We start from the raw sequence: 15,345 nt of genomic DNA, 5'->3' as shown, positions 1-15,345 counted from the left end.
GTTTGCACATGATTGTTCTTTATTCATCTCCTGGTTGTGCGTCGTGTCGAAAAGTTCGACAATGGCTTAAAGATCGGAATTTAAAATTTATTGAAAAAAACATATTTACATCGGTTCTTAGCGAAAAAGAAATTAAACATTTACTTATGCGAAGTGAAAACGGTACGGAAGATATTATCTCGAAACGTTCGAAAGTGATGCAAGAATCACAACTTGACTTAGAGGAATTATCGATGAGTGAATTAATTACATTTATTCAACGACATCCATCCGTTTTAAAACGTCCAATCATTATGAATGATAAATCATTCTTAGTGGGGTATGATGAAGAAGAAATCGATGCATTTCTACCGCCGGAATTACGTTCGGCAAATAGACATTCGTGTGATCCAACCTGTCCAAAGTATGGGTCATGCAGCATGGCAATGAAAGATGATGAAAAATGAAAGTATTAGTAGGTTTATCTGGAGGCGTCGATAGCGCAGTCGCGGCTCATATATTAAAATCGCAAGGACATGATGTTACTTGCGCTTTTATGCGTAACTGGGATTCTTTTGCGAATAATGATATTCTGGGAAACCCAACCATTAAAGATGATATGTGTTCACAAGAAGTGGACTATGATGATGCGAAACGTGTTGCTGACCATTTAGGTTTGGAATTACTTCGTGTTGATTACGTTAAAGAATATTGGGATCATGTGTTCTCATTTTTCTTAGCAGAAACCGAACGCGGAAATACTCCGAATCCGGACATTTTATGCAATCGTTTTGTGAAGTTTGATGCATTCTATGATTTTATGGATGCGAATGGTTTTGAAGCACTTGCGACCGGTCATTATGCCATTACACGTGATGGGAAAATGTATCGTGCCGTCGATCAAAATAAAGATCAAACGTATTTCTTAAGCCGTGTTCGTCCTGAAGTGTTACCACGGGTATTATTCCCATTAGGTTCTTTAACCAAAGACGAGGTTCGTCGTATCGCCTTAGAATTAGATTTACCGGTAGCAACCAAAAAAGATTCTACGGGCATCTGCTTTATTGGTGAACGTCAATATCGTGATTTCCTTAAAAACTACCTTAAAGATGTGGAAGGGGATATCATCGATGTGGATACACAAAAAGTACTCGGAAAACATCAAGGTGTTATGTTCTATACAATAGGTCAACGCCATGGCTTGGACATCAGTACGGCTGTAGGCCCATGGTTTGTGGTGGGAAAAGACCTATCAACAAACCGTATCTATGTTGGAAAAGGCGCAGACCATCCAATGCTCTTTGCCGGTGCTGCCGAAATTGCGGAAATGAACTGGTTTGCGGATGAAAAAGTGGATCTTGAATGTACCGCAAAATTTAGATATCGTCAAAAAGATGTGCGAGTGCGTATTGCTTGGATTGATGCGACGCGACTCCGTGTTGAAATGATTGATGATGTGAAGTCAGTCACATTGGGGCAAGAAGCCGTCTTCTATCTTGGCGAAGCATGTCTTGGTGGCGGTCGTATTGACCGTGTGTTTGATACAAATGGAAATGAAGTAACCTATGATTCGAAATTATGATGTTGATCAGGGGCGATTTGAGTTTACCCCCTTTCAAGTGATTTTAGTGGTTCTAAATTATTTCTGTGGATTCCAATACCTTTACCCACGCATCGGTGCTTGGGTAAGTGGTACACAAGGGGTCGTAACACCGCGTGTGGCGATGTTTATCTACCTTTTTACATTGATATCAATGGTTGCAATCGTTTATAAGCCATTGAGAGCTAGTTTCTATTTTTTTAAACGAAATATTCGGACAAACATTCTTCCAGTATTTAGGATAACAGGTCTTATGCTTTTATTTAATATTGCACTGGGTTTGTTGGTTCAATTAATTCTGGGAAGTGGTGTCGTAAGTGCCAATCAAGAAGCGGTCAATGAAGGGTTGCGTAATTTTCCGTATCTAAATATGTTTGCAACAATTGTGTTTGCGCCCATTGTGGAAGAGATTGTCTTTCGTGGAGCGTTTTACCAATCCTTGCGTTCTGAAAAATCATACCGATCAAGCATCGTAATTTCGTGTTTGCTCTTTGGGTTAATCCATATCTTACCCAATATGATGCTTACCGGAGATTTAACGCAATTGATTTACTTAATTCCTTATTCAGGAATGGCAATTTTTATGATTATGGCATTTGAAGTAACAGGTTCAATATGGGGAGCAATTTTTGTCCATATGTTGAACAATACCTTCGCAACATTAACTGTAATTCTACCAATGTTTTTAGGTTAGATTTGAGGTCAATATTATGGAACAAACGATTAAAGGATCTGTCGAAACATGTATATTTAAAAATGAACAATCTGGATATGGTATTTTCCGGATTGTTCTTTTCAATAGCAATCAAAAGCCAATGACCATTAAGGGGCCATTGGCGACTTTAGAGCTGGATTCATATTATGAGTTTACAGGGGATTACGTCGAAGATCCACGTTATGGCATGCAGTTTGATGTCATTGCGTTTAAACAAATGCTTCCCCAACACCGTGATTTTATTATTCGTTTTTTAAGTGGACCCAATTTTCCCGGTATCGGTCAAAAAACGGCAACTGCAGTTGTGGATACTTATGGCGAAGATGTTTTAGATCAAATTCGTGAGGATGAGTCTTTTAAACTTGACGTTAAGGGGATTACGGAAGCGAAAGCGGAAATGATTGTTTCGGTGATTCGCAAACAAGACGCGCAAGAAGATGCGGTATCGTTTTTGCTTGCCCATGGACTTGGAAATAAGCAAATTATTAAAATAAACAAAGAATACGGTGATAATGCGATTTCAGTGATTCGTGAAAATCCTTATCGTCTTGTTTATGACGTCGATGGCATTGGATTTAAAACCGCTGATAAAGTCGCAATGTCGCTTGGTTATGCGCTGGATGATCCCTTGCGTGTTGAGGCACTGGTTCTTGACCGTTATAAAACAATTTGTTTTGGGGCGGGTGACAGTTTTATCACCAAAGATAAATTGTTTGATGGTGTGCGAATGGGGGATGCAGAGCGAGTGGAAGCGGCGTATCAAGCGCTGGTTCAAAGCGGTGAATTGGTTGAAGATGGTGATCGTCTTTACCACCGTACGCAATATGATAGTGAAGTTTATGTTACTGAAACCCTTAAGAATTTTAAATACACAGGTTATGATTTTGATCTGGATGATTTGGAATCTAAAATCGCTTCAATAGAATCTCAGCTTCGCCTTGAATTTGATGATACCCAACGCGAAGCCATTGAGTCCTTTTTATGTGAAGATGTCATGATTCTCACCGGTGGTCCGGGAACGGGGAAAAGTACCTTGTTATCGGGTGTGGTCACATTACTCCAAGCAAATTGTCCATGGCTACACATTACCTTATGTGCGCCGACTGGGCGTGCCGCAAAACGCTTGGAAGAATTAACCAACGTCCAAGCCGCTACGATTCACTCTGTTCTTAAATGGGATTTGGAATCCAATAAGTTTGGTATGCATGAAGAAAACCCATTAGAAACCGATATTTTAATTATCGATGAGTTTTCAATGGTCGATACATGGCTTCTTGCTCATATCTTAAAAGCATCGGAGAGGGTAAAAAAACTGCTGTTTGTGGGTGATAAAGATCAGCTTCCATCAGTGAGCAGTGGTTTTGTGTTAGGGGATTTAATTGCATCGAAGGTATTTAAAACAATTTCCTTAGAACGAAACTACCGTCAAGAGGCCGGATCTGAAGTTATTGACTTAGCGGTTAATATGAATCAAGGTCTTCTGGATGTTTCAAATTATCATCGTGATGTCCGGTTCTTTGATAGCCGTTATGGCAGTGTCAAAGATATTGTCTTAAAGGTTGTGGATGAAGCTATGCAGCGTGGTTATGATTTAAGCGATATTCAAGTCTTAGCACCCATGTACTCAGGTCCAGCTGGGATTGATAATTTAAATCACTTCCTTCAAAAAATGTGTAATCCTGAAAGTCCTCAAAAAGCACAAATCATGTACGGGACACGGATTTTTAGAGAAGGGGATAAAATCTTACAACTTAAAAATCAACCGGATGATTTTGTATTTAACGGCGATATTGGGATGCTTGTGGAAGTTGAAGCCAAACGTTTGGTTGTTGATTTTGATGGAAACTTCGTCGAGTATGAGCCATCTTCCTATATAAACATTACTCATGCTTATGCCATGAGTGTTCATAAAGCTCAAGGGTCGGAATATCCCATTGTGATTCTTGTAGCAGTGCGAGATTTTTACCGCATGTTATCCCGTCGACTTTACTATACCGGGGCAACGCGATCTTCAAAATCACTCGTCTTGGTTGGTGAATTGGATGCCTTTCACACCGCAGTTGAAAATCACCACGAAGCCAAACGCAATACATATTTAACTGAACGCTTGCAAGAAGCATTTGAAAAGTAAGAAAAATTTGATATAATAGACGTGTCTGAGATGTGATGAATCTTAGACATGGTGGATTTAGTTTGGGAGACAAAATCTATTATGGTAGCTATATTACTACTATAAGAAAAATAACACCGCTTATAATAGGTGTTATTTTTTTATGCTTTTTCAGCGATTATTTATTTTTCTTGAGTTCATCTAAGATGTTTTCAAGTAACACAACTTCATCTGATTTTGGTGCAGGTGCCTCTTCCACAACTTTAGGTGCTTTTTTAAATTTATTCATAGCACGGATAACCATGAAGATACATAAAGCAATGACAATAAAGTCGATTGTTGCTTGTAGGAAGTTTCCGTAACTCATGACAACGGCGGGTGTTTCACCGACTGCAGGTTTAATAACCCACTTCAAGTCCTCAAAGTTTGCGGCTCCGGTTAATAAACTAATGAGTGGTGTAAAGATATCTGCTACCAGTGACGTTACGATTTTCCCAAACGCACCCCCGATAACAACCCCAACTGCCATGTCAATCACATTCCCTTGCATTGCGAATTCTTTGAATTCTGTGATAAATTTTTTCATACTGCTCCTCCTTATTAATAATATAATTGATTTATGTGATATTTCAAAGGAATGTGATATGATTTATACGACAAATAACAAGAAAGAAGGTCTTTTATGAGTGAATCAGTTGTAATGAAATATTTTAGAGAAATCAGTGCGATTCCTCGTGCTTCGTTTAATGAAGAAGCAATTAGTAATCACTTAGTTGATTTTGCGAAAGGATTAGGTTTAGACTACATCCAAGATGAATTATGGAATGTGATTATCTTTAAGCCGGCAACTCAAGGTTATGAAAATGCACCGACTGTAATGCTTCAATCCCATACAGATATGGTTGCGGAAAAAAACAAAGACAGTAATCATGATTTTGATGTGGATCCTATCGAACTGATTATTAAAGATGGGATGCTTTATGCTAATAATACAACGTTGGGTGCTGATGATGGTGCCGGGGTTGCGTATATGATGGCAGTTTTAGCGGACTCAGAAATGGGACATCCTGCCCTTGAATGCGTCTTTACGGTTCAAGAAGAAACGGGCTTAACGGGTGCGACTGAACTGGATACATCAATGCTTAAGTCAGAATTATGCATTGGTTTGGATGGATCGGGTGAAGTTGAAACGTATGTATCCTCATGTGGGGGTGTGCGTGCACGTCTTGCGAAGGCAGTACAATTTGAAGATATTGATTCGGATACAATTACCGTATCAATTCGTGGTCTTTTAGGTGGTCACTCAGGTGGTGAAATTGATCAAGAGCGTGGGAATGCTTCGAAGATTGCAGGAATCATTATGCGTCGTGCACTCGATCAATTTGATTTCCGTGTGGTTGCTGCAGAGGGTGGTTTAAAAATGAACGCGATTACGCGTGAACATGATTTTACCTTAGCCATGAAAGATATTGAAGGATTTAAAGCATGGTTTAAAGAAATGGAAGCAGGCTTTAAAGAACAATATGAATTCAGTGACGCGGGTTTAAACTTTACCTTAACAGAAGGACATACAACGCGTGCTTTATGTGAAGCAGACACACGTCGTGTTGTGGATGCACTCTTTATGCTTCCTTACGGTGTAATTCAAATGAGTAAAGCAATTGAAGGCTTGGTCATCACGTCTTCAAATATTGGGACAGTACGATTAGATGAAAATGAACTGGAAATCACGATGTCGATTCGTGCAACGCAAGCGTTTGTCTTGGATACGGTAATGCGTCAAGTTGAGTGGATTGCAGCACAAAATGATCTTGAGACCGAGTTTACGTCACGTTACCCTGGATGGAACTACGATGCGAAGTCAAAACTACGCGAACGTACAATGAGAGTTTATAAAGAACTTCGTGGTCAAGACATGGAAACTGAAGCAACACATGGTGGAATGGAACTTGGTATTTGGAAGGGTAAAATGCCTCATATCGATATTGTAAGTTTTGGTCCAATTATGTTTGATATTCATACACCGGATGAACGTTTGGATATTGCGTCATTTGACCGTACCTACGAATTCTTAGTGGCATTACTTGAATCACTTCACGATTTCAAGGCATAGTCGCCATATCCGAAATCGTTTACGAAATTTATGCGTAAATTTCAAACACTTAACAATTATATTTTTAAAATAATATGATAAAATTAGAGTAACTGATTGGAGGACGATATTATGTTTGGTTTGTTTAAAAAAAATAAAGAATCATACCGTTCATTTGGTACCGGTACCGTCTTAGCGCTTAAGGATGTTCCAGATCAAGTGTTCTCAACCAAAATGATGGGGGATGGCTATGCCCTTGAACTTACTGATGGTAAGGTCTATGCACCCATCAGTGGTGATGTAACTTTGGTCTTTCCTACAGGACATGCCTTTGGCATTACGGATGCAAGTGGTGTGGAGATGTTAATTCATTTAGGAATTGATACGGTGGAACTTAATGGTAAAGGATTTAATGGTGTTGTGAAGCAAGGGGATAAGGTTACCCAAGGTGATCTGTTAACCACTGTGGATCTTGATTATATTCGTGAAAACGGAAAATCTTTAGTAAGTCCTTTTATTCTAACTTCAGGTCAATCCATTACGCTTCTTAAAGAAGGGGAATCGGTAACACCCGAGTCTGAAGACATTTTCTCAATTAATGCTTAAAAGACATCTTCATGATGTCTTTTTTTCCAATTTATGAAAGAGGTGCCCTAATGCTTAAGAAACTATTAAAAACAGCACAGTTTAATGACGATGCAATTTCAATCCTAATCTCACAATACGATAACTATCAATATGTCTTGGAAACCTGTGAGAAGCCGTATACGGGTGAAAAGAACGCACTCCCTATATTGAAACTCAATTCCCAAGAACGCCTCATGCGAACGCTTTATATGCTTCCTGAGCTCAAAGAACAATATATTCAGCGTGGTATTGACGATGCAATCTTTAACGCCAGCATTCAAGACCTAAACTATCGTATTGAACGTTATCATAAATCCAATGATCATTATGGACTCAGCGATAGTGATGTCATCTGGTTACGTTTTATGTTCCGTTTTGAAATGTTTGAACTTGGAAGTTTGCGTTATCAAATCTTTCCATTCAGTTATGCTGAGATTGAACGGAGTGGTCATGACACCATGCACTTACCCCAACAACAAAAACACCGTTTTCCTGAAAACACCATGATGCTTAACATTCATATAAAACGTGATGCCAATTTATCACCACAAGCCATCGATGCATCCCTCAAACAAGCACATGACTTCTTTACAAAGACCTTCCCCGAACATCATTTTAAAGCGTTTATTACCCGAACATGGTTAATTCATCGCGGGATTATGGCTTTAATTGGTGATCCAAACAGCCATATCGTTCAGTTTGGAAATTGCTTCGAAGTCATTGCTTCTTCACATAACCGATATCAAGCACTGGAACGCATCTATGGGACAACCGATATGTATGAAATCAGTCGCATGAACAAAACAACCCAATTACAACGTGATGCATACAAACATCCAGAAATGCTTGGGGTTGCATGTGGGATTATCGAATTTGAAAGCTTCGAATAATGGTGATAGGGATTTCATTATTACGTGAAATAGTCTATTATAGTACTAGATATTCCAAATAGGAGGAAGCCATGGATTACTTAAAATTGTTTATGATCTTTGTCGTTGCATTTATCGCGATTCAACTTTTAATCCGATTACTGGGTAAAAGAGCGAGTGATAAGGCAATGAAAGCATTTATGGAAAGTGACACCCCAACCTTCACGAAAAATATTGATAGTTGGCTTGCGAAACTGACCATCCCCACATTTAACCGTAACTTCTTTAAACTTAATTATTTTATGAGTGTCAATGACAGTGAGCAGGTTCAAAGCATTGCGCAAGGTATGGAGAAACTTCATATGAACCGCAATCAAAAATTAGAGTACTTAATGAAGCTTTATGAATATGCATTGATGCGTGATGAAGTTGAATCCACCAAACAAGCACTTGAAGCACTGCGTACCTTTATTCGCGAATCGGATATGGATAATCGCACCCAACTTCTTGAGAAACTAGATTTGGATGAATCAATTTTTATTAATCACGATATGGACTCACTCGCAGCCATTGATACCTTGATCGAACAATCCCCCGAGGAACTTAAAGGTGTTTGGTATTTCCGTAAAGCGATGATCTTGGAAGAAAATGGTCATGACCAACGCGCACTTACTGAAATCGAGCGTGCTATGCGCCATGAACCCCTCGAGATTAATAAAGAACAATACCAAGTATTAAAAGATCAAATTTTAAAGAAATAGAAGGGTTCACATGCGTGAACTCTTTTATTTTCATTGGAAATAAATAAATTCGTTATTTATGTGAAATACTTTAAGTTTTAGGTTGCATTTAAGCCCCTTTTAAGATATTATTATTAAGCAAACAACATGCCCGAGTGGTGAAATCGGTAGACGCACTGGACTCAAAATCCAGCGAGGTAAAACTCATGACGGTTCGAGTCCGTCCTCGGGCACCATTTAAAATTTAGACTCACTTTTAAGTGGGTTTTTTTGTGTTTTTAATTTTAAAGGTTACCAAAAAGTTACCAAAGTTATGAGAATATAAAATACTCACTAATTTCGACACAACTTTGAGAAACTTTATGAATTCAAGGCATGTTCTATACATACCATGATTCACTAAAAAAACAACGCACCATCAAAGGTACGTTGTTTTTTATTAATTAGGTTGACGCTTACGTTTATTTAGTATGAAAAATAGTGTTCCAATTACCACTGCACTAATACCTAAAACAATAATACTCATAGGAAATTCGACACCTGTACCAGGAAGCTTCGAATCTGAAGAGTCTTTTGTTTGAGAAGGATTATTTGGATCGACTGGATCAATTGGTTTAATTGAATCGATTGATTTCGTTTTTTCTAACGCTCTTATAGCATCATTGAGTTCAATCCCGATTGCATCAATAACATGTTGACTATCAGCATCTTGATTTTCTAACATCGTAATTACATTTTTAAGGATGGATTCAAATTTAGTCCAACTTTCCTCAGTATATTCATCTTTTTTAAGAGTTTTGGATGTTTCAACTAATGCTTGCAAGACATCATAATTTACAACTTCCTCTGAAGTAAGTTCAAGATTACTCATTGCTTTCGTTAATGTTTGAACCATTTCATCAATAGATAATTGAATAGCTTCTTCATTATCATAAAGTTCTTTTGCACTTATAAGGACTGTTTCAAACTCTTTCCAACTTAATTCAGTATATAATTCTGGGTTTAGTTCTGAAGCTTGTTCAATAAGAGTTTTTAAGTATGTCTTATCTACAGGAATAATTTTTTTACCATAGTTTAAAGCATAAGTTCCAAGCTCATGAGTCTTGAATACAAGTGCATCATCTACATACTCAGCATTGACTGGTCTCCATGTTCCATCTGATTGTAGATGGAGTAGTTCAGTCGCTGGTTGCGATGCTTTCATGAAAATAAATTGACGAGTCGAACGTGTTGGAATTCTTACAGTAACTTCACCATTAAGTGGTTTCACTTCAATACCGTTACGTACAAGACTCATATTGTAAATATCTACATCAATCATCTTTTCTTCAAATTCTTTTTTGAGTGTTTGATCTTTAGTTACATTAAGTATATCTGTGTTTTCAATAACATTTGAAAGACCAGTCATACTTATATTAAATTCTTTGTTCTCTAATGTGACTTCGTAAGGTGGTACTACTTTCTCAATGCGAACATTATCTAATACAACATCTTTGTAACTTCTAAAGTTTGCTTCTTTATTCGAGGAATCTTGAAGATCAGGAGCTACACTTGTTGAATAGATACCAAACCATGTTTGTCCAGACTTTGATCCTGTAATTTCAACTTCAAAGCGTTGTGCACCATCTTTATTGAGTGTAGCAGTCAGAGGGATTTGTTGTTCATTTCCTGTAAATTCTCCATCACCAATCATAACTGCATATGTTCCTTCTGATCCTGCTTCGTAATCAAATGAAACTTTGTATGTTTCTCCAATTTCAAAGCGGATATTTTGAGGAATCGTTTGGTAAACAAGTTTTCTACGTTGTGTTAAACCATTTGTTTTCAAGGACCAATCGCCATCAATTACGTCTGAAATTTTCTTATTGTTCCAACCACGTTGAGTATATGGCTCATGCTTTTCGGATAAGTGAGTTCTGTTATCTTCAACACCTTCAACGTTCCCCACAACAAATGGGTAAATACCTTGAGCACTATTTTCAAAGTCTTGGTAGAATACATTTTCTTTTAGATGAGGATTACCATTGTTTTTTGTAATTCGCACATCGTCGAAGTATGTCGCGCCATCTCCCGCTTCACGGATTAAGGATAATGTAACATTTTTACCATTAGTAGGTGCGGTAAAGTACACAAACATATTTTGGAAGTAACTATTGTTATTCACAGTAGATGAGTTTGTATTGTGTGCATATGCTTTTACATAGTTTTTTGCGATAGATTTTTCGGTATAGTTAGATATTATTTCTCCATCCACATTAAGTTCAAGAATTGCTTTCGAATCTGAACGGTTGTCGACACCAACATAAACTACATAAGTATCACCAGCTTCTAAATCTGTAAGTATCTGACTAACCTTAGTTGTCTTCGAATTATCCTGAATACGTAACATATCATTACTTGCTTGTGATTTTATGACATCTGCATTTTCTCCTGTCACATCCCATGCATCAAGATTTTGATAATTGAATCCTGGATCTACAATATGAGCACCACTTCCGTAGCTTACATTTTTTTCTGCCTGGTCTCCTTTATAGATTACATAAGGAATATCTGCTTTTGCATCTAAGGTAATTCGACCATCTTTAACTGTAATAGTATCAATTAATTTATTACCGGTTTCAGTCAACTGGTAAAACTTAACAGACGATACATTCCAATCGCTTGGAATTTCCCAAGTTGATGTTCCACCTTTTTTATTAAAGTGATAAAGCTTTTCTTGATCGCCTGTAAGGTTATTTCCATTTTCATCCCAGTTCCAAGGAAGAAGATACTTATCACCATCTAAGATTAAACGATCGTTAAGTTTTATGGTACGAGAACGATAATTATCGCGGTCATTTTTATAATCATTTGATTTTCTTTCGATTATTAATTTATCATTTGCGTCATTTACAAGTTCAACCATCATTTCAGGGTTCCAATCAAAGTTTTTACCTTTTGAGTTAGTCATATTAACTGGAGTTCCTTCAACCCAACGATTCACCTTAAAGTGTTGTATATATTTTGTAGAAAGGTTATTTTCGAAAAGATTTACAATATAACCATTATAATCGTTACGTCCTTGCCATCCTTCAAAGTCTTTCATGTTATAACCACCAAGGAGCGGATATTCGGCAGCGCCACCATATGAAGGGAAGTCTGCAGGCCATGAATCACGTTGTTGGTTAAAGATAAAGCGCGTTAATGTTGAGTTGATACCTTTTAGCGTATAACCTCCATAAGTAAGGTCGGCTGCCCAGTGTTGGAATGTTGAATCAGGTTCAAATGCATAACCCCATTCTCCGCCTAAACGCCATCCTTGATCATGAATTTCTTTTGCGAGTTGATGACTTGCCCATGCATTGTTGTCACCAGATTGACCATTACCCCATACGTCAACATAAATCCAGTCAAGGTTGTCACCAACTAAGTTTTTAAGGTCTTCAAATCGAGAACGACGTCCATTAGCTAAATCGATGGCAGCATCAATATTGATACCTTGATCAATCCAGTTCCAACCGTAGTTGTAGGAACCATCTGCAGATTTACGTAAGATTTTTTCATTGAAATATTTTGACTCTGGATAAGTTTCACTCGCATTAACATGAATACCAATCTTTGCGCCATAGTCCACCGATTCATCTATTAAGTATTTGAACTCTTCAACACCACCCATGCGACGTCCAATATCTGCATAGTTTAAGTGTCCTGAGTCATGTCCTTCACTACCATAACCTTTTAGTAAAACTGATTGTCCAAGGCCATCTGTATGCAAGTTTATTTTTTTAATACCATCTAATGTCATTAAGAATGGGTTTTGAGCATGAGAACCAAAGTTCATTGCGATTCGATAAGCTACTAAATCTTTAACCGATTCTGCACCAACTGGTGAATACATAATATCTCTAAATGCAATAGCACCATCTTGCCAATTCACAACACCATCATCATTAGCATCTTCTGTAATGACAACTTTAGCTTCTGGTAATTCAAGTGTTTGTTCATTGAACATCACATCACGGTGGTAAATCCATGGTGAACTAGATAATCCTACTGAGTTATAAGACTCAAATTCTTTTACACGTGCATTTATACGTACAAAGTCATTTGCGCCACCACCTGATGAGTACTGTGAATTACTGTGCATACTTGCTGAAAGTTCGCTGTTTGAAATGACAGCATACATATAATTACTGTTAAAACTTCGTAGTGTGTCAGTTACCTCCGTTAATGTATCACCATTAACAGTTGTATCAGTTGAAATTTTTGCGCCGTACACATTAGCATTCGTTTCCGATGAATTGACGGATACTAAACTATGATTTGGAATTTCGAGGGTACGGATAATTTCTTCATTTGTTTTTTGTGAAGTATTATTATTCTTAATTTCAGTTACACTAAATTCAAGAGTATTATTTTTCACTTCCAAAAGTATCGTAAGATCAGCATTAATTTTATTTTCCGTATTGATTGCTTTTAAAATATATTTAATGCTATTTTCGGATACTTTTTCTAAGCTTACTTCTGGAACAATATCAACATTATTAATTTTAATTGTATCAATTTTAGTTGGTTGACCATGCATTTTTTTACCACTTGTTAAGGTGTAATCGAGCACCCGTGGAAATGCTTCGTCAAGACGAACTGTCATATCTGAAGATTTAATTTCTACAGGTACGACACCTTCATTATCTGGATCAACAGGACGTTCAGGTGTTATTTTCGTAACTTTAACATTATCGACTAACACTGAACCCATACCGCGATCTTTAAAAAATCCAAATGCTCCTATGCCTTTAGCAAGGCCATCCATTGTATTCGAAAGAATTTGTTGTCCATCAATAAAAAGCGTTATTGTTTGATCCTCTACAACAGTCTTCCAGTGGTGGACCTCATTTGGATTTAATACTGTTCCTTTGGAAGTAGGGGACCATGCTGGTTTAGCACCAAAGTTTTCTGTGAAATAATCCCCTTGATTATCTCCAATTACAGCATAACCATATTCACCACCATCTTGAACACGCACAAGTTGACCAAAACGAATCATATCGTTAATGGCGTCCTCTGCTTTTTCAATCGTAATGTCAGCTTCAAAAATATAATTTTCTAAAAGTGGTGTTTCTCTGAAGATAATAAGATTTTTATCTCTTGATTGAAAATCAAGTCGTACTGAATTATTGCCATCATGTGTAATGATTGATGTTTCGACTTTTCCTTTTTCAACGGTAAACATCTCTTTTAGTGATTCATCCGTCAAATCTTCAAAATTAGTTTCAAACGTATATTCCTCATAAGTATCAAGGACCGGTCTCTCAAATTCAGGTTCTGGAATAACAATATCATCTTGGTTATCCGCTTTTACAAGAATTTTTGAGAGAATTCCTGAATAGGTCCCTAGTTTTACGACAATGTCTTCAGACTTTTCTTGAAGTTGATTGATGACATTTGTATCGAATGATTGAGTAAATAGTTGTTTCTTATCACCATCATCACTTGTAATCCAAGCAATTAGAAGATCATCTTTTAAAGAAACTTCTAACGTATTTTTCGAACCTAATTTAGGACCTGGTAGACGATTGTCGTTTTTATAAGTGCCATTTCCGTCAACTTTATATTCCCAAAACCACCCACCTGCATCATACGCTACAGTTAGAAAATTCTTAGAATCAGTATAGAATAAATGAACCCCAAAGCGGTTTTTTTCTGAGGTGTTCTCTGCAACAAAATCAAATGTAAAGTTTGCTTCTTTACCATCTGTTTTCCATTCCTTATTAGGTTTAAAGATTGCAGGATTGTCTTGATTATCATTTCTATCAGATGATGAAAGTTCATAATAGCGTACGCCATCTTTGATAACTTCCTTCACGGACCCTTTACTTGAAGAAATAGATTCCCACTCTGCGGTATTGTCAGCATAGATTTTACTTGGATTCGTAGTCATTGTTGTTAAGGCAACGACTATAGTAAGAAATCCAGTCAAAAATTTCTTCATATACTCCTCCTTTAGCTCTAGTTCTTTAGCTAATTTAAGTATACAAGTCTCTGTATGTAACCGCTTTAATTATATTGTTGTAACCTTATAACTTCTTGTTGTATGAGCTTTAGGACAAAATAATTTATTCTCAAAATTCTTTTTTAACAAAGTTTTGAGAAGTTATACATTCATAAGTAGATAAAACATGTGATTTAAGTTTGATATTTACTTTATCGATTATTTCAATTGGTTGAAATGGTGATACAAGCACTTGATAAGGTGGCACGACTTTTTCAACACGTCCAGTAATTGGGTCGTTGTTGTAATCTGGAATCACCACCAAATCATTTGGGTAAAGCTCTATTTTTGATGAGCATAATACACTGATTTCATTTTTAATTTCTTTCACTTGATAATATAACATTGTTTATTTTCTCTCTTTCTATATTCATCACACACCTCAATTCTAATATAAGGTTATTCACTCATTATTTATCGCTCCTTTCTAGTAATCAGGGTTGACACCCTATCCTTAGCACACAAAAAGGAGAGGAATGCAAAATGAAATGAAGAGATGCCGTAAGTCGTACTAGTGCGGGAGAAGGGTGAATGTAGTGAGCGAATCATCTCGAAATGAAACTCGAGAGAAAAATTTTAAAA

The 15,345-nt window shown here is 37.1% G+C and carries 11 protein-coding genes and 1 tRNA gene; 9 read left to right on the top strand and 3 right to left on the bottom strand.

Annotation, left to right across the window (positions count from 1 at the left end):
- Positions 1 to 8 precede the first annotated feature (8 nt).
- From spx to EPJ89_RS00545, 4 genes are read left to right on the top strand one after another with little or no spacing between them, the layout of a single operon-like run.
- Entirely contained in the window at positions 9 to 446 is a 438-nt protein-coding gene (gene spx, locus EPJ89_RS00560) for a transcriptional regulator Spx (protein WP_003773302.1), read from the top strand.
- On the top strand, positions 443 to 1,561 hold the full coding sequence (mnmA, locus tag EPJ89_RS00555; protein WP_161636582.1) for a tRNA 2-thiouridine(34) synthase MnmA: 1,119 nt from the start codon (positions 443 to 445) through the stop codon (positions 1,559 to 1,561). The genes spx and mnmA overlap by 4 nt, the downstream gene beginning before the upstream one ends.
- Positions 1,545 to 2,273: a CPBP family intramembrane glutamic endopeptidase gene (locus EPJ89_RS00550; protein WP_161636581.1), complete on the top strand. Its 729-nt coding sequence runs from the start codon at positions 1,545 to 1,547 to the stop codon at positions 2,271 to 2,273. Before mnmA ends, EPJ89_RS00550 begins: the two co-directional genes overlap by 17 nt.
- A gap of 16 nt (positions 2,274 to 2,289) precedes the next feature.
- On the top strand, positions 2,290 to 4,425 hold the full coding sequence (locus EPJ89_RS00545; RefSeq protein WP_200548770.1) for an ATP-dependent RecD-like DNA helicase: 2,136 nt from the start codon (positions 2,290 to 2,292) through the stop codon (positions 4,423 to 4,425).
- A 157-nt stretch (positions 4,426 to 4,582) separates the two neighbouring features.
- On the opposite strand, the gene mscL is transcribed toward EPJ89_RS00545, so the two are convergent.
- Positions 4,583 to 4,990 (bottom strand): large-conductance mechanosensitive channel protein MscL, encoded by a 408-nt coding sequence (gene mscL, locus EPJ89_RS00540; RefSeq protein ID WP_200542684.1) that lies wholly within the window; start codon positions 4,988 to 4,990, stop codon positions 4,583 to 4,585.
- Between the two features lie 96 nt (positions 4,991 to 5,086).
- On the opposite strand from mscL, the gene pepD reads away from it, so the two are divergent.
- The 5 genes from pepD (at position 5,087) to EPJ89_RS00515 (ending at position 8,968) form a co-directional block, all read left to right on the top strand.
- Positions 5,087 to 6,517, top strand: a complete 1,431-nt coding sequence (gene pepD / locus EPJ89_RS00535; RefSeq protein ID WP_161636578.1) for a beta-Ala-His dipeptidase — start codon at positions 5,087 to 5,089, stop codon at positions 6,515 to 6,517.
- Positions 6,518 to 6,628: 111 nt separating this feature from the next.
- Positions 6,629 to 7,102 (top strand): PTS sugar transporter subunit IIA, encoded by a 474-nt coding sequence (locus tag EPJ89_RS00530; protein WP_123171605.1) that lies wholly within the window; start codon positions 6,629 to 6,631, stop codon positions 7,100 to 7,102.
- Positions 7,103 to 7,152: 50 nt separating this feature from the next.
- Positions 7,153 to 8,013: an acyltransferase domain-containing protein gene (locus EPJ89_RS00525; protein ID WP_161636577.1), complete on the top strand. Its 861-nt coding sequence runs from the start codon at positions 7,153 to 7,155 to the stop codon at positions 8,011 to 8,013.
- Between the two features lie 71 nt (positions 8,014 to 8,084).
- The gene (locus EPJ89_RS00520; RefSeq protein WP_161636576.1) at positions 8,085 to 8,753 is read left to right on the top strand and encodes a hypothetical protein; all 669 of its coding nucleotides are present in this window, start codon (positions 8,085 to 8,087) and stop codon (positions 8,751 to 8,753) included.
- 128 nt (positions 8,754 to 8,881) lie between these two features.
- Positions 8,882 to 8,968: transfer RNA gene (locus EPJ89_RS00515), tRNA-Leu, on the top strand.
- Between the two features lie 203 nt (positions 8,969 to 9,171).
- On the opposite strand, the gene EPJ89_RS00510 is transcribed toward EPJ89_RS00515, so the two are convergent.
- Positions 9,172 to 14,703, bottom strand: a complete 5,532-nt coding sequence (locus EPJ89_RS00510) for an endo-alpha-N-acetylgalactosaminidase family protein (RefSeq protein WP_200548769.1) — start codon at positions 14,701 to 14,703, stop codon at positions 9,172 to 9,174.
- A gap of 130 nt (positions 14,704 to 14,833) precedes the next feature.
- Complete coding sequence (locus EPJ89_RS00505) at positions 14,834 to 15,109, bottom strand: hypothetical protein (protein ID WP_207106275.1); 276 nt, start codon at positions 15,107 to 15,109, stop codon at positions 14,834 to 14,836.
- Positions 15,110 to 15,345: the final 236 nt, after the last annotated feature.

It is taken from the genome of Erysipelothrix sp. strain 2 (EsS2-6-Brazil) (assembly GCF_016617625.1).
Lineage (GTDB): Bacteria > Bacillota_I > Bacilli_A > Erysipelotrichales > Erysipelotrichaceae > Erysipelothrix > Erysipelothrix piscisicarius.
Note: the sequence above shows the minus strand (reverse complement) of the source record. Positions and strands in the feature narration are given on the sequence as shown.